The sequence below is a fragment of the Streptomyces sp. NPDC045678 genome, from assembly GCF_056432085.1.
Genome location: NZ_JBWKJS010000006.1, coordinates 438,845 through 454,262, shown reverse-complemented (window position 1 = coordinate 454,262; position 15,418 = coordinate 438,845). Strand labels below are relative to the sequence as shown.

The window sequence follows — 15,418 nt, the reverse complement described above, 5'->3', positions numbered from 1 at the left end:
TTCGTGGGCATCGCGGTACGCAGAGGTATGCCGGGGCGGCGGGGACGGTTCACCCGCCGCCCCGGCAAGAGGGGCGTTCTTACTGCTTCTGCGCCAGGCGCTTGTTGAGCTCGCCCTCGACCTGCTTGGCCGCGGCCTCAGGGGACTTACCGTTGAGCACGGCGGTCATGTAGTTCTTGATCGGGTTCGGCGGGTTCTCCACCGCGCCCCACTCCGGGATCAGCGGGGTGATGCCGCCGCCGGGAGTGGCGGGCGACATGGCCTTGGCGGCCGGGTTGCCCGCGAGGGACGGCTCCAGCGACTTCTTGTTCGGGATGACGCCGCCTTCCTTGGCGAACTGACCCTCGAACTTGTCGCTCAGCGCGATCTTCAGGAACTCCTTGGCGAGCTCCTGCTTCTTGCTGGTCGCGGCGATGGCGAGGTTGGAGCCGCCGAGGAAGACACCCTCCGGCTTGTCCGCGGTGGCACCCGGGATCGTGAAGTAGCCGATGTCCTTCTCGATCTTCTTGTCGGCCTTGATGGCCAGGGCGGCCTCCCACGGCATGGCGATCATCGTGCCGGTCTTGCCCTTGCCGAAGACCTCGCCCTGCTGCGGCGTGGCCTCGTCCTTGTTCTTGGGGGCCTTGGAGAGCTTCTGGAACTCCTGGTACGTCTTCATGGCCTTGGCGACCTTCGGGTCGCCCAGGTTGGAGACGTACTTGTCGCCGTCCTTCTTGACCAGCTCGGCGCCCTCACCGATGGTGAGGCCGACGAAGTGGTACCAGAACTGGCCGGGCATGTAGAGCGGCTCGGCGTCGGTCTTCGCGCCGATCTGCTTGAGGTCCTTGAGGAACTCGTCGCGGGTCTTGGGGGTGTCCTTGATGCCGGCCTCGGCCCAGATCTTCTTGTTGTAGATCACGACGCGGTTGAGGACGAACCACGGGGCGGCGTACTGCTTGCCGTCGATGACCGAGGCCTTGTTCATCGACTCGGTCCAGTCCGCGCCGATGGACTCCTTGAGGTCGCCGAGCTCGGCGAGGCCGCCGGTCTTGGCGTACGCGGCGGTCTGGGTGTTGCCGATCTCGAAGACGTCCGGCGGGTTCTCCTCGGAGAGGGCGGTGGTCAGCTTCTGCTGGATACCGTTCCACTGCTGGACTTCGAACTTCAGCTTCGCGCCGGTCTTCTTCTCGAAGGCCGCCGTGACGTCCTTCTGCCACTGGTCCGGCGTCGAACCGTCCATCGCCCAGAGCGTCAGGGTCTCGCCCTTGAAGCTGTCGGCTCCCCCGGCCTTCTTGTCGTCGTCGTCACTGCCGCAGGCCGCGACCGAGACCAACATGCCCGCGACACCGATGGCCGCTATGAGCTTGCGCTTCACGTCACCCTCCTCAAGGGATGCCAGTCAACCCCCCACCCGCAGCGACCAAATGGACCGAGATCTGCCCGTGGGACTGGAACCTGGTCTTTAATGGTGTAGACCAGTACGGGGAGCTTGGCCTAGACCTTTAGGGGTGTCAAGGGTGTATAAGAAGGGCTGTCGCCTCCGTTATCGGACCGACACCTGAGCGGGCGGAGTCTTCCCTCAAGCTCTCGACTTCGCTCGACCAGAGGGCACCCCCATGGCCCGGTACGTGCCACGATGTGAGCCGCGACAGACGGAGGAGCCGGTGACGGCAGCAGCACAGGAGCCGGGAAGGTCGATCATGGGCAGCGAGGCAGGCAGCACCGCGGGCGAGATCGACGTGGCCCCGGAGGGTCCGAGCGTCGGCCGCACCGCGCGCGTGCCCAAGTATTACCGCCTGAAGCGGCACTTGCTGGACATCACCGAAACTCTGCCGCCGGGCACCCCGGTCCCCCCGGAGCGCACCCTCGCCGCCGAGTTCGACACCTCCCGCACGACGGTGCGCCAGGCCCTCCAGGAACTGGTCGTCGAGGGCCGCCTGGAGCGCATCCAGGGCAAGGGCACGTTCGTCGCGAAGCCCAAGGTGTCGCAGGCGCTGCAACTCACCTCGTACACGGAGGACATGCGGGCCCAGGGCCTGGAGCCCACCTCGCAGCTCCTGGACATCGGCTACATCACCGCCGACGACCGCCTCGCCGACCTGCTCGACATCACCGCGGGCGGCCGGGTGCTCCGCATCGAGCGGCTCCGGCTCGCCAACGGCGAGGCGATGGCCATCGAGACCACGCACCTGTCGGCGAAGCGCTTCCCCGCCCTGCGCCGCTCCCTGGTCAAGTACACCTCGCTCTACACGGCACTCGCCGAGGTGTACGACGTGCACCTCGCGGAGGCCGAGGAGACCATCGAGACCTCCCTGGCGACCCCGCGCGAGGCCGGCCTGCTCGGCACGGACGTGGGCCTGCCGATGCTGCTCCTGTCCCGCCACTCGCTGGACGGCAACGGCCAGCCGGTGGAGTGGGTGCGCTCCGTCTACCGCGGCGACCGCTACAAGTTCGTCGCCCGCCTCAAGCGGCCCACGGACTGACACCCGTCCGAGGTCTGGCGCGGGTCCCCGTGCTGCTCTACGGTCCTCCCGTCATCGCCTGATGAACGGGAGGACGACCCGGTGCGCAGAGCGAAACCCCGATCCATCGTCATCTGGTCCCTCGTCGCGCTGGTCGGCGCCGCGGGCTGGACCGTCCTGGCCCTCGCGCGCGACGAGGAGGTGTCGGCCGCCTGGATGGTGGCGGCGGCCCTCGGCTCGTACGCCGTCGCGTACCGCTTCTACTCCAGGTTCATCGCGTACAAGGTCCTGAAGGTCGACAAGAAGCGGGCCACCCCGGCCGAGCGGCTCGACAACGGCATCGACTTCCACCCGACCGACCGCCGGGTGCTGCTCGGCCACCACTTCGCGGCGATCGCGGGCGCGGGACCGCTGGTGGGGCCGGTGCTCGCGGCCCAGATGGGGTACCTGCCCGGCACCATCTGGATCATCGCCGGCGTGATCTTCGCGGGCGCCGTGCAGGACATGGTCGTGCTGTTCTTCTCGACGCGGCGCGACGGCAAGTCGCTCGGGCAGATGGCGCGCGAGGAGATCGGCCCGGTCGGCGGGGCCGCCGCGCTGCTCGCCACCTTCGCCATCATGATCATCCTGCTCGGGGTGCTCGCGCTCGTCGTCGTCAACGCGCTCGCCGCGTCTCCGTGGGGCACCTTCTCCATCGCGATGACCGTCCCGATCGCCCTGCTGATGGGCTTCTACCTGCGGGTGCTGCGGCCGGGACGGGTCAGCGAGGTCTCGCTGATCGGCATCGCGCTGCTGCTGCTCGCTCTCGTCGGCGGGCGCTGGGTCGCCGAGTCGTCCCTCGCGGACACCTTCACGCTGGCGCCGTCGACACTGGTCGTCTGGCTGGTGGCGTACGGGTTCATCGCCTCGATCCTGCCGGTGTGGATGCTGCTCGCGCCCCGCGACTACCTCTCCACCTTCATGAAGATCGGCACGATCGTGCTGCTCGCGCTCGGCGTCGTCGTCACCCTGCCGACGCTGAAGATGGACCCGGTGACCGACTTCGCCTCGCGCGGCGACGGGCCGGTCTTCGCGGGCTCGCTCTTCCCCTTCGTCTTCATCACCATCGCCTGCGGCGCCCTGTCCGGCTTCCACGCGCTGATCTCCTCGGGCACGACGCCGAAGATGATCCAGAAGGAGACGCAGGTCCGCATGATCGGCTACGGCTCCATGCTGATGGAGTCGTCGGTCGCGGTGATGGCGCTCGTCGCGGCGTCGATCATCGACCCCGGCCTGTACTTCGCGATGAACGCGCCGGCGGGAGTCGTCGGCGACACCGTCCAGGAGGCGTCGAAGGCCGTCGCCGGCTTCGGGTACGCCATCTCGCCGGCCGACCTGGCGCAGGCCGCGAAGAACGTCGAGGAGTCCTCGCTGCTCTCGCGCACCGGCGGCGCGCCCACGCTCGCGGTCGGCGTCTCGGAGATCTTCTCGAAGGTCACCGGCGGCTCGATGCGGGCCTTCTGGTACCACTTCGCGATCATGTTCGAGGCGCTGTTCATCCTGACCGCGCTCGACGCGGGCACGCGCGTGGGCCGCTTCATGCTGCAGGACATGCTCGGGAACGTCTACAAGCCCTTCCGGAGGATGAGCTGGAAGCCCGGGCTCGTGTTCACCAGCGCCGTCGTCACGGCCCTCTGGGGTTACTTCCTGTGGGTCGGCGTGCACGAGCCGCTCGGCGGGATCAACCAGCTCTTCCCGATCTTCGGCATCGCCAACCAGCTCCTCGCCGCCGTCGCCCTCGCCGTCTGCACCACGCTGCTCGTGAAGTCCGGGCGGCTCAAGTGGGCCTGGATCACCGGCATTCCACTCGTCTGGGACGCGACGGTGACGCTCACCGCGAGCTGGCAGAAGGTGTTCTCCAGCGACCCGCGCGTCGGCTTCTTCCAGCAGCGCGCCAACTACCAGGACGCCATCGACGACGGCAAGATCCTGCCGCCCGCCAAGACCATGGACGACATGCACACCGTCGTCACCAACTCCACGGTGGACGGCGTTCTTTCGGCGGCGCTCGCCCTGCTCATCGTCGTCGTCATCGTGGACGCGGCACGGATATGCATCAAGCACGTCCGCGACCCCGCGGCGTCACGGCTGAGCGAAGCGCCGTACGTGGAGTCGAAGTTGACGGCTCCGGCGGAGCTCTTCGCGACCCGGGAGGAGAAGCAGGAGGAGAAACGGGAGGAGAAGCGGGAGGAGAAGCGGGAGGTGGCGCCGTGACGTGGCTGCTGCGCGGCATGCGCTGGATGCGCTGGTACGTACGGGAAATGACCGACGAGTCGGCGTACGAGCGGTACGTGGCGCACGTACGGAAGGAGCATCCGGCGGCAACCGTCCCCAGCCGCCGCGCATTTGAGCGCATGCGGACGGAGCGGGAGGAGTCGGACCCGCGCCGGGGCTTCCGCTGCTGCTGAACAGGCGACTGAGCAGGCAACTGAGCAGGCAACTCACGACAACGCGACCCGTCCGTTATCCGGACAGGGGTTCCATACAGCGAGACTGTGGCTTAGATTTCCCGCACGTTAAGCATGGGATAAGTGAGGGAACGGAGCCGCGATATGTCAGATGCGCCTGAAGTGAACAGACCGGTGGTCACACCGGTCCGCGTGGTCATCGCAGCCTGCCTTGTCGCGCCCTTCGTGGCAATGCTCTGGGTGGGGTCGTACGCGAAGATCGACCCGACCTTCATCGGCATCCCGTTCTTCTACTGGTACCAAATGCTCTGGGTGCTCGTCTCCACGGCGCTCACGATGATCGCGTACAAGCTGTGGCAGCGTGACCAGCGCGCCCGCAAGGCCGCGCAGGCTCATGGGGGTGCCGGAAAGTGACCACACTCGCATCGGGCGGCGTCAACGGCGTCGCGCTCGGCGTCTTCGTCTTCTTCTTCCTCGCCGTCACCGTCATGGGCTTCCTGGCCGCCCGCTGGCGCAAGGCCGAGAACGAGCAGAGCCTCGACGAATGGGGCCTCGGCGGCCGCTCGTTCGGCACCTGGGTCACCTGGTTCCTGCTCGGCGGCGACCTGTACACCGCCTACACGTTCGTGGCCGTCCCCGCGGCGATCTACGCGGCGGGCGCGGCCGGCTTCTTCGCCGTGCCGTACACGATCCTTGTCTACCCGCTGATCTTCACCTTCCTGCCGCGCCTGTGGTCGGTCTCGCACAAACACGGCTACGTGACCACGTCGGACTTCGTGCGCGGGCGCTTCGGCTCCAAGGGCCTCTCGCTGGCGGTCGCCGTCACCGGCATCCTCGCCACGATGCCGTACATCGCGCTCCAACTGGTCGGCATCCAGGCCGTCCTGGACGTCATGGGGATCGGCGGCGGCCCCGACACCAACTGGTTCATCAAGGACCTGCCGCTGCTGATCGCGTTCGCGGTGCTCGCCGCGTACACCTACTCGTCGGGGCTGCGCGCGCCCGCGCTGATCGCGTTCGTGAAGGACGGTCTGATCTATCTCGTCATCGCCGTCGCGATCATCTACATCCCGATCAAGCTCGGTGGCTTCGACGAGATCTTCCAGGCGGCGAACGAGAAGTTCTCGGCGGCGAACGACGCGGCGGGCAAGCCCGTCGCGGGGCTCGCGCCGGGCGAGGCCGGGCAGTGGACCTACGCCACGCTCGCACTCGGCTCCGCGCTCGCGCTGTTCATGTACCCGCACTCGATCACGGCGACGCTCTCCTCCAAGAGCCGCGACGTGATCCGCCGCAACACCACGATCCTGCCGCTCTACTCGCTGATGCTGGGCCTGCTCGCGCTGCTCGGCTTCATGGCGATCGCGGCCGGGGTCAAGGTCGAGAACGGCCAGCTGGCCATCCCCCAGCTGTTCGAGGACATGTTCCCCGACTGGTTCACCGGTGTCGCCTTCGCCGCCATCGGCATCGGCGCGCTCGTGCCCGCGGCGATCATGTCGATCGCGGCCGCGAACCTCTTCACCAGGAACATCTACAAGGACTTCATCAAGCCGGAGGCGACACCCGCGCAGGAGACCAGGATCTCCAAGCTGGTCTCGCTCCTGGTGAAGGTGGGCGCGCTCGTCTTCGTCCTCACCATGGACAAGACGGTCGCGATCAACTTCCAACTGCTCGGCGGCATCTGGATCCTGCAGACGATGCCCGCGCTGGTCGGCGGCCTGTTCACGCGCTGGTTCCACCGCTGGGCGCTTCTCGCGGGCTGGGCGGTCGGCATGGTCTACGGAACGGTCGCCGCGTACGGCGTCGCGTCGCCGACGCAGAAGCACTTCGGCGGCTCGTCCGACGAGATCCCGGGCATCGGCGAGATCGGTTACATCGGCCTCACCGCGTTCGTCCTGAACGTCGTCGTGACCGTGGTCCTGACCTTCGTCCTGAAGGCGCTGAAGGCGCCCGAGGGCATCGACGAGACGTCTCCCGAGGACTACACGGCGGACGCGGGCGACCCCGGCGTCATCGAGGAACTGCCGCCGGCCACGGTGGGGGCACCGGGCGGGCACTGACCCTTCCCTGCGTACGTCATGCGGGCCGCCGGAGAAATCCGGCGGCCCGTTCTCGTGCACTCCGACACAAGATATGGGGCTGTCACCCAGACCCAGCACAAGATGTATGCTCGTGCTCGCTGTCGCCGCAGGGGAATCCGGTGCAAGTCCGGAACTGTCCCGCAACGGTAGACGTGTACGCATTTGACGTGCGCGGAGTCCGAAGACCTGCCGGCAGTGCACCCGTGCCGTCCGGCCCGGGTGCCGACCGTCCGGGCCTCGTGGAATGGGCCGGTGGACGCGGTACGCCGCCCTGCCCGGGTGCGCCCGTGTGTGCCATCCCCTCCCCCAGGCCCAGAGCCGAGCGAGGGAGAGCTCCACGTGACCATCGCGCCTGCCGAACCTGCGTCAGCGCCGTCACCGCCGACTGCCGAGGGTACCGACGCGCCGGGGACCGCGCTGCTGCGCACCCTGACCGACCTCACCGCCGACCTCCCCGACGCCGACCCCGGCCGGGTCGCCGCCGCCGCGCTGCGCGGCCGTTCGGCCCGGGCCGACGAGGCGGAGCTGCGGACCCTCGCCACCGAGGCGGCCGCGGGACTCATCTCCGAGGACCCGGCGTACTCGAAGCTCGCCGCCAGGCTGCTCACGCTCTCCATCGCCGCCGAGGCCGCCTCCCAGGGCGTGCGCTCCTTCACCGAGTCGATCGCCGTCGGCCACCGCGAGGGCCTGATCGCCGACCGCACCGCCGACTTCGTGGGCGCCCACGCGGCTCGCCTCGACGCGCTCGTGGAGACCGCGCTCGCCGACGGCGCCGACTTCCGCTTCGGCTACTTCGGCCTGCGCACCCTGCACAGCCGCTACCTGCTGCGCCACCCCATCACCCGCCAGGTCATCGAGACCCCGCAGCACTTCATGCTGCGCGTCGCGAGCGGCCTGGCGGAGACCGCATCCGATACGAAGACGGGCAGCACCCGCGCCGTCGACGAGGTCGCCGCGCTGTACGGCCTGATGAGCCGCCTGGACTACCTGCCGTCCTCGCCGACGCTCTTCAACTCCGGCACCCGCCACCCGCAGATGTCGTCCTGCTACCTCCTCGACTCCCCGCAGGACGAGCTCGACTCCATCTACGACCGCTACCACCAGGTCGCGCGGCTCTCCAAGCACGCCGGCGGCATCGGACTCTCGTACTCCCGCATCCGCTCCCGCGGTTCGCTGATCCGCGGCACGAACGGGCACTCCAACGGCATCGTGCCGTTCCTGAAGACGCTGGATGCCTCGGTCGCCGCCGTGAACCAGGGCGGGCGGCGCAAGGGCGCGGCCGCGGTCTACCTGGAGACCTGGCACTCCGACATCGAGGAGTTCCTGGAGCTGCGCGACAACACCGGTGAGGACGCGCGCCGCACGCACAACCTCAACCTGGCGCACTGGATCCCCGACGAGTTCATGCGCCGGGTCGCCGCCGACCAGCAGTGGTCGCTGTTCTCGCCCTCCGACGTGCCCGAGCTCGTCGACCTGTGGGGCGACGCGTTCGACGCCGCGTACCGCACGGCGGAGGCCGCCGGGCTCGCGAAGAAGACGATGTCGGCCCGGGACCTGTACGGCCGCATGATGCGCACCCTCGCGCAGACCGGCAACGGCTGGATGACCTTCAAGGACGCCGCCAACCGCACCGCCAACCAGACGGCGGAGCCCGGCCACACCGTGCACTCCTCCAACCTGTGCACGGAGATCCTGGAGGTGACGGACGACGGGGAGACGGCCGTCTGCAACCTCGGCTCGGTCAACCTCGGCGCGTTCGTCGACCCGGCCGCGCAGGACATCGACTGGGAGCGCCTCGACGCCACCGTCCGCACCGCGGTGACCTTCCTCGACCGCGTCGTCGACATCAACTTCTACCCGACCGAGCAGGCGGGCCGCTCCAACGCCAGGTGGCGCCCGGTGGGCCTCGGCGCGATGGGCCTGCAGGACGTCTTCTTCCAGCTGAGGCTCCCCTTCGACTCCCCCGAGGCGCGGGCGCTCTCCACCCGCATCGCCGAGCGCATCATGCTCGCCGCCTACGAGACCTCCGCCGACCTCGCCGAACGCAGTGGCCCGCTGCCCGCCTGGGAGAAGACCCGCACCGCGCGCGGTGTGCTGCACCCCGACCACTACGGCGTCGAGCTGACGTGGCCCGAGCGCTGGGCGGCGCTGCGGGAGCGCATCGCCGCGACCGGCATGCGCAACTCGCTGCTGCTCGCCATCGCCCCGACCGCCACCATCGCGTCCATCGCGGGCGTCTACGAGTGCATCGAGCCGCAGGTCTCCAACCTCTTCAAGCGCGAGACGCTGTCCGGCGAGTTCCTCCAGGTCAACGCCTATCTGGTGGAGGAGCTGAAGCGGCTCGGGATGTGGGACGCGCAGACCCGCGAGGCGCTGCGCGAGGCGAGCGGCTCGGTGCAGGGATTCGACTGGATCCCCGCGGAGGTCCGCGCGCTGTACCGCACGGCGTGGGAGCTCCCGCAGCGCGGTCTGATCGACATGGCCGCCGACCGCACCCCGTTCCTCGACCAGGCACAGTCGCTCAATCTCTTCCTGGAGACGCCGACCATCGGCAAGCTCTCCTCGATGTACGCGTACGCCTGGCAGCGCGGCCTGAAGACCACGTACTACCTGCGCTCGCGCCCCGCGACGCGCATCGCCCGCGCCGCCGGCGGCTCTAACGCCGCGGCCACCACTCCCGTCCCCGCACAGGCCACGGCCGAAGACGCCGTCGCCTGCTCCCTGGAAAACCCCGAGTCCTGCGAGGCCTGCCAGTAATGAGCTCCACCACCCACAGCGAGAAGAACCTCCTCGACCCGGGCTTCGAGCTGACCCTGCGCCCCATGCGCTACCCCGACTTCTACGAGCGCTACCGGGACGCGATCAAGAACACCTGGACCGTCGAGGAGGTCGACCTCCACTCCGACGTCGCGGACCTCGCCAAGCTCAGCCCCGGTGAGCAGCACATGATCGGCCGTCTCGTCGCGTTCTTCGCGACCGGCGACTCGATCGTCTCCAACAACCTGGTGCTGACGCTCTACAAGCACATCAACTCCCCCGAGGCGCGGCTGTACCTGAGCCGACAGCTGTTCGAGGAGGCCGTGCACGTCCAGTTCTATCTGACGCTGCTCGACACCTATCTGCCCGACCCGGAGGACCGCGCGGCGGCCTTCGACGCGGTCGAGGAGATCCCCTCGATCCGTGAGAAGGCCGAGTTCTGCTTCAAGTGGATGGACTCGGTCGAGAAGCTGGAGCGTCTCGAGACGCAGGCCGACCGCCGCCGCTTCCTGCTCAACCTCATCTGCTTCGCCGCGTGCATCGAGGGGCTCTTCTTCTACGGTGCCTTCGCGTATGTCTACTGGTTCCGCAGCCGCGGCCTGCTGCACGGCCTGGCCACCGGCACCAACTGGGTGTTCCGCGACGAGACGATGCACATGAGCTTCGCCTTCGACGTCGTCGACACCGTCCGCAAGGAGGAGCCCGAGCTCTTCGACGACGCGCTTCAGCAGCAGGTCACGGACATGCTGAAGGAGGCCGTGGAAGCCGAGCTGCAGTTCGCCCGCGACCTGTGCGGCGACGGCCTGCCCGGCATGAACACCGACTCGATGCGCGAGTACCTGCAGTGCGTCGCCGACCAGCGTCTTCAGCGCCTCGGCTTCGCGCCGGTCTACGGCTCCGAGAACCCCTTCTCCTTCATGGAGCTGCAGGGCGTCCAGGAGCTGACCAACTTCTTCGAGCGGCGGCCCTCGGCCTACCAGGTCGCCGTGGAGGGCTCGGTCTCGTTCGACGACGAGTTCTAGACGCGCCCGAGGTGCCCGCTCCCGTTCTGCCGGACGGGGGCGGGCACCTCGGTGTGCCCCTGGCGTGGCCCTGGTGTGTCAGCGCGGGGTGGCCCGCAGGACGAGCCGCTTGGGGTGCAGCGTGATGCCGACCTGGGTGCGGGCGTCGGTCTCCTCGACGGGCCGGAGCCGCCACTTGGGGGCCACCGTCCCGAGGATCAGGGCGAGTTCTGCCAGGCTGAAGTGGTCGCCGGGGCACTTCCTGTTGCCGACGCTGAACGGCATCATCGCGAACTCCGGTACGTCGGCCGCCCGTTCCGGATTCCACCTGTCGGGGTCGAAGTCGAGGTTCCGCTCGAAGGAACGCGGGTCGCGCTGCATCGCGTACACGCTGTAGACGATGTCGGCGTCCGCCGGAATCGAAAAGCCGCCCAGTTCGGTTTCGGCCACGGACCGGCGCGTGAATATCCAGGCGGCCGGCCGTATGCGCATCGCCTCGGTGACGACATTGCGGAGGTGCGGCAGGTCCTTGAGATCGGCGAATGTGATCGCGCGATCCGGCGCCACGACATTTACCTCTTCAACCAACCGCCTTTCCTGCTCAGGGTGTTCGGTCAGGAGATGGAACGCCCACGCCAGCGTCGACGCCACATTCTCCGCACCCGCCACGACGAGCGAAACCACGTTGTCGTGGATCTCCTGGTCGGCGATGGGCCTCCCGGTTTCGTCCGTGGCCCGCAGCAATTCGGCGAGGAGGTCGTCCGGCGCGCCGGGGCCGGCGGCGCGGCGCTCCGCGATGATCTCGTCGACGAGCGTGTGCAGGTCGGCGAGCGCGCTCTCGAACCGCCGGTTGGCGGGGGTCGGCACGCGGTGGAGCGGGCCGACCGAGAGCACCATCCTGCGGTAGAGCCCGTCGAAGACGGTGTGCAGCGAGTCGGCGATCCGGTCCGCCTTGTCCCGTATCGAGTCGACCTCCAGGAGCGAGCGCGAGACGATGCGCACGGCCGTGCGGAACATCTCGGCGCTCACGTCGACGGTGGCGCCCGGCTGCCAGCGGGCCGCCGTGGCCCGGGCCTCCTCCTCCATCACCTTGGCGTAGTCGGCGATCCGCTCGGGCCGGAACGCCGGTTGCATCATGCGGCGCTGGCGTCGGTGCAGCTTGCCGTTGCTGGTCGCCACGCCCTTGCCGAGGAGCACTTCCAGGGTGTCCCAGAGCGGTCCGCCGACGATGTACTCGGGGTTCTTGAGCATGGCGCCGACCAGTTCCGGGTCGCACACCACGTACGCCGTCCTGGGTCCCAGCCTGATCCTGACGAGATCGCCATGGTCGCGCAGTGCGGAGAGGAAGCCGAGCGGGTCGCGCACGAGGTTCCACGCGTGACCGAGGAGCGGGGCACCGCCGCGAACGAGGGGCGGGGTGCGGAGCGGGCCGGGGCCCGAAGCGGGGGGAGCGGGTATTGCGGATTCGACGCTCATTACTCACCTACCAGTTCGTTTTCCGCCATGGCTTCTTCCGTCACATACGGGGGCATGGACCTGTCGTCCCAGCTGTCCACCCGATAGCGACCGGATTCGTGATGGAACCAGTAGACGGACGAGAACCAGTTCCGCATGTTGAAGACGCATGATTTCACCGCGTCCGCGAGTTCCCTGCCGCCGTCATCGCCGTCCGCCAATTCATCGGCGAACTTCAGCACTTCCCGCTCCGCTTCCACGAATTCCTTGACGCATTCAGTGACGCGTCTGTGCACTTCCCGCACCGCTTCTTCTAGCGTCATTCCTTCGTGCTGGATGAGGCTGATCCCGAGATTGTGCAGTTCGTCCCCCGCGAGTTCTTTCGGGAGGGAGCACAGGTCGTTGTACCAGGCCGAGAAATCCTGGGTCGCCCGTGCCGCACGCCGGTAGGCGGGGTGCTTGCGCACCGGGTCCGGCAGCTCGTACCGCGCCGTGGGTTCCAGGAGGTCGATCCACGCCCAGTGCGCGAACGTGAGCCGGCGCAGCTCTATGTACGTCTCAACCGTCGGCACGGTGCCGCAGCGCCGGTTCCTGAACTCCTGGTCGTACGCGTCGATCACGGGGTGGAAGTGCCGGGCGAACCTGGCGTTCCAGCTGGGGCCGAGGAACGCGTACAGACGCAGCACGCAGTCCGCGAAGCCGGCGACCAGTGGATCCTTGTGGTGCCGGTACTGCCGGGGCTCGTTGAGCGTGCCGTGCAGGCCCCGGCAGAGCTGCCGCCACTGGACCGTCCTGCCGTGCACGGAGTCTCTGTCGTGCCGGTCGTCCCACGCGAAGAACCAGCTGCTGAGGTCCGCTATCGCGGTCAGCAACTCGTCGGGTGCCCCAATGTAGTACCCCGCCACCAGATCCGTGTAGCAGAGACTGTCCGCGTACCGCTCGACCTTGTCGGGGGGCATGAGCCGCATTTCGCGCAGCCAGGTCCTGGACTTCTCCTGAAGCTTTGGCCAATACGGATGCAGACGGCGAGGGAACGCTGCTTCGATCATCGGAACAGCCAGTGCCCGCGGTACCGATACCACGGGTGAACGTGGCCGTGTGTGCGGATGTGTCGGTGAAGTGCTCCCGGAATATGCACGCACGAACAAACCCCTTTCAGCCGCCCTGAGGACACGCGCCCCTCCCGCCGTACCGGGCGCGCGCCGTTGCGTATCCCCGCGCTTTCCATTCAGCACCACAACTGACCGTTCAGGGAACAGATTTGCGCCATTCACTACCCCCGGGTGCCGAGAACCTCCCCTTACGTGACTGAATATGGATCACCGGCAGCTTGATTTGCTCGCACACGCGAGCGGGTACGCCAACGGCCCCTGGTCAGGAAGGAGTTCCTGCACCAGGGGCCGCTCGCGTCACGCGGTTCCCGCGCCTCTCGGGCGCCGCGGGAGTCAGCCGTTGTCCACCACGGGGTAGCGCGGGGTGCCTTCTTCCATCTGGCGAAGCGCGTCCTTGCGCTCCCGCTTGGAGAGGCGGTCGATGTACAGGTACCCGTACAGGTGGTCCGTCTCGTGCTGCAGGCAGCGCGCGAAGTAGCCGGTGCCGCGCACCTTGATGGGGTTGCCCTTCGCGTCCTGGCCGGTCACCTCGGCGTAGTCCGGGCGGGCCAGCGGGGCGTACGCGGTCGGGACCGAGAGGCAGCCCTCGCCCGAGTCGTCGAGGCGGCGCTTCTCGGCGGGCAGGTCCTGGAGCACCGGGTTGCAGATCACACCGACGTGGCGCACGCCTTCGTCATCCATGCAGTCGTAGACGAAGACCTTCAGGTCGACGCCGACCTGGTTGGCGGCCACGCCCACGCCCTGCGCGACGCGCTGGGTCGCGAACATGTCGTCGATCAGCTTGGCCAGCTCGTCGTCGAAGGCCGTGACGTCCTTGCACTCCTTGTGCAGCACCGGGTTGCCGACGACCGTGATCGGCCGGGACGTGCCGCGCTCGCGGTAGGCCGTCTCCCGCTCCTCGCAGTCCTCGGTGTCGATGACGAAGCCCTCGTCGTCGACGGGGAGCACCCCGTCCCCGTCGATGGCCTGCTGCTCAGTGTCCTGCGCCATGTCCGCCGTACGCCTTCCTTGAAACCCTCAAGAGTTTGTGCCGGTACAGCCTACGGCGAAGTGTCAGCAGACCTCTTCGAGATCCCGCCAGTCACGGGAATCCGGACTGTCCGCCACCCAGCCGTCCAGGAGACCGCGCACCAGGCCCGCGGGCGCCGCCAGGCCGCACTCGCGCTCCGGCACCCAGAGCGCGCCAGGGCTGCGGTGGCCGAGCGGGCCAGGGTGGCCCGGCTCGCTGTGGTCGTGCGGGTCCAGGTGCTCGCCGTCGCCCTCGTCGCTCGGCATGCGGGACTCGGAGCACATCCGGCAGAGCAGCCGCACGGACGACGACCAGTCCTCCGCGGCGAAGCCGGCGTCGGCCGCGAGCCGCTCCAAAGCGTCCCTGTCGTCCTCGGTGGCGGCCTCCAGGAGGACCACCCAGGTCGGCACCGGTGAGGGCGCCCACAGCTCGATCTCGTCGAAGACGGGGTACGAGTGCCCGTCGCCCGTCGTCCGCTCGCCGTGCGGGACGCCGTCGTGCAGCACGACCTCGCCCCAGCGGCGCCCGGAGGACGGCAGCGGAATGGACAGGACCTCCATGCGGGCCGGGTCGAGACGGCGGCCCCACACGACCTCGGCCTCCCCTTCCGGGGAGAGCCGCACGGCCGCGCTGCCGAGCTCCATGCCCGTCGGCTCGCCGGAGGCGGCCACGCCGCCGGGCACCCGCAGGCCGTACGCCTGCCAGGCGCGGCGGGCCAGGGGCCAGTCCTGGAGCGCGGTCGCCGCGATGCCGACGTTCCACCAGTCGGGGGCGCCCGCGGAACGGTCCAGGAGCGCGACGGCGCGCAGCCCGGCGGCCCGCGCCTGCTCCCAGTCGTGCCGGAACTTGTGCAGCAGCGCCAGGTTGAACCAGGACTCGGACAGCCAGGGTTCGAGATCCGCCGCACGCGTGAGCAGTGCCCCCGCGTCCTCGTACCGGCCGTCGCCGATCAGCGTGAACGCGCGGTCGGTCGCCTGCCGCCATGAGGCGGAGGGCCGGTGCCGTCCCTTGCCGAAGATCCTCACGATTCCCGCCTGATTCCCGCCTGCCACGTATTCCGTAGGTCGCTCGTCGTGGGGGCGCGGCGTCGGGGGCCGTACCCCCGTGCGCCCCATTTC

The 15,418-nt window shown here is 68.6% G+C and carries 12 protein-coding genes and 1 riboswitch; of the genes, 7 read left to right on the top strand and 5 right to left on the bottom strand.

Annotated features, from left to right (window positions below):
* Positions 1 to 79 precede the first annotated feature (79 nt).
* Positions 80 to 1,354, bottom strand: a complete 1,275-nt coding sequence (locus AC07DO_RS23105; protein ID WP_479062160.1) for an extracellular solute-binding protein — start codon at positions 1,352 to 1,354, stop codon at positions 80 to 82.
* A gap of 325 nt (positions 1,355 to 1,679) precedes the next feature.
* Between AC07DO_RS23105 and AC07DO_RS23100 the strand changes: the two genes are divergently transcribed.
* The 7 genes from AC07DO_RS23100 (at position 1,680) to AC07DO_RS23070 (ending at position 10,745) form a co-directional block, all read left to right on the top strand.
* A complete protein-coding gene (locus tag AC07DO_RS23100; protein ID WP_479062489.1) occupies positions 1,680 to 2,462 on the top strand; it encodes a GntR family transcriptional regulator in 783 nt (260 codons plus the stop codon).
* 81 nt (positions 2,463 to 2,543) lie between these two features.
* Positions 2,544 to 4,694: a carbon starvation CstA family protein gene (locus AC07DO_RS23095; RefSeq protein WP_479062158.1), complete on the top strand. Its 2,151-nt coding sequence runs from the start codon at positions 2,544 to 2,546 to the stop codon at positions 4,692 to 4,694.
* A 17-nt stretch (positions 4,695 to 4,711) separates the two neighbouring features.
* On the top strand, positions 4,712 to 4,888 hold the full coding sequence (locus AC07DO_RS23090; RefSeq protein ID WP_479062487.1) for a CstA-like transporter-associated (seleno)protein: 177 nt from the start codon (positions 4,712 to 4,714) through the stop codon (positions 4,886 to 4,888).
* Positions 4,889 to 5,032: 144 nt separating this feature from the next.
* Positions 5,033 to 5,302 (top strand): DUF3311 domain-containing protein, encoded by a 270-nt coding sequence (locus tag AC07DO_RS23085; RefSeq protein ID WP_479062157.1) that lies wholly within the window; start codon positions 5,033 to 5,035, stop codon positions 5,300 to 5,302.
* Positions 5,299 to 6,945: a monocarboxylate uptake permease MctP gene (gene mctP / locus AC07DO_RS23080; protein ID WP_479062155.1), complete on the top strand. Its 1,647-nt coding sequence runs from the start codon at positions 5,299 to 5,301 to the stop codon at positions 6,943 to 6,945. The genes AC07DO_RS23085 and mctP overlap by 4 nt, the downstream gene beginning before the upstream one ends.
* A 106-nt stretch (positions 6,946 to 7,051) precedes the next feature.
* Positions 7,052 to 7,174: riboswitch (cobalamin riboswitch) on the top strand.
* 131 nt (positions 7,175 to 7,305) lie between these two features.
* On the top strand, positions 7,306 to 9,723 hold the full coding sequence (locus AC07DO_RS23075; protein ID WP_479062153.1) for a ribonucleoside-diphosphate reductase subunit alpha: 2,418 nt from the start codon (positions 7,306 to 7,308) through the stop codon (positions 9,721 to 9,723).
* Positions 9,723 to 10,745, top strand: a complete 1,023-nt coding sequence (locus AC07DO_RS23070) for a ribonucleotide-diphosphate reductase subunit beta (protein ID WP_479062151.1) — start codon at positions 9,723 to 9,725, stop codon at positions 10,743 to 10,745. Before AC07DO_RS23075 ends, AC07DO_RS23070 begins: the two co-directional genes overlap by 1 nt.
* Before the next feature lie 78 nt (positions 10,746 to 10,823).
* On the opposite strand, the gene AC07DO_RS23065 is transcribed toward AC07DO_RS23070, so the two are convergent.
* The 4 genes from AC07DO_RS23065 to AC07DO_RS23050 all read right to left on the bottom strand — a co-directional run bounded on the left by AC07DO_RS23065 (position 10,824) and on the right by AC07DO_RS23050 (position 15,325).
* Positions 10,824 to 12,200, bottom strand: coding sequence for a bifunctional albaflavenone monooxygenase/terpene synthase (locus AC07DO_RS23065; RefSeq protein ID WP_479062150.1), 1,377 nt, complete (start codon positions 12,198 to 12,200; stop codon positions 10,824 to 10,826).
* Positions 12,200 to 13,228 carry a terpene synthase family protein gene (locus AC07DO_RS23060; protein ID WP_479062148.1) on the bottom strand — a complete coding sequence of 343 codons (1,029 nt, stop codon included), beginning with the start codon at positions 13,226 to 13,228 and terminating at the stop codon, positions 12,200 to 12,202. The genes AC07DO_RS23065 and AC07DO_RS23060 overlap by 1 nt, the downstream gene beginning before the upstream one ends.
* A gap of 396 nt (positions 13,229 to 13,624) precedes the next feature.
* Entirely contained in the window at positions 13,625 to 14,281 is a 657-nt protein-coding gene (gene def, locus AC07DO_RS23055; protein WP_479062147.1) for a peptide deformylase, read from the bottom strand.
* Between the two features lie 63 nt (positions 14,282 to 14,344).
* A complete protein-coding gene (locus tag AC07DO_RS23050) occupies positions 14,345 to 15,325 on the bottom strand; it encodes a tetratricopeptide repeat protein (protein WP_150216282.1) in 981 nt (326 codons plus the stop codon).
* Between the last annotated feature and the right edge of the window lie 93 nt (positions 15,326 to 15,418).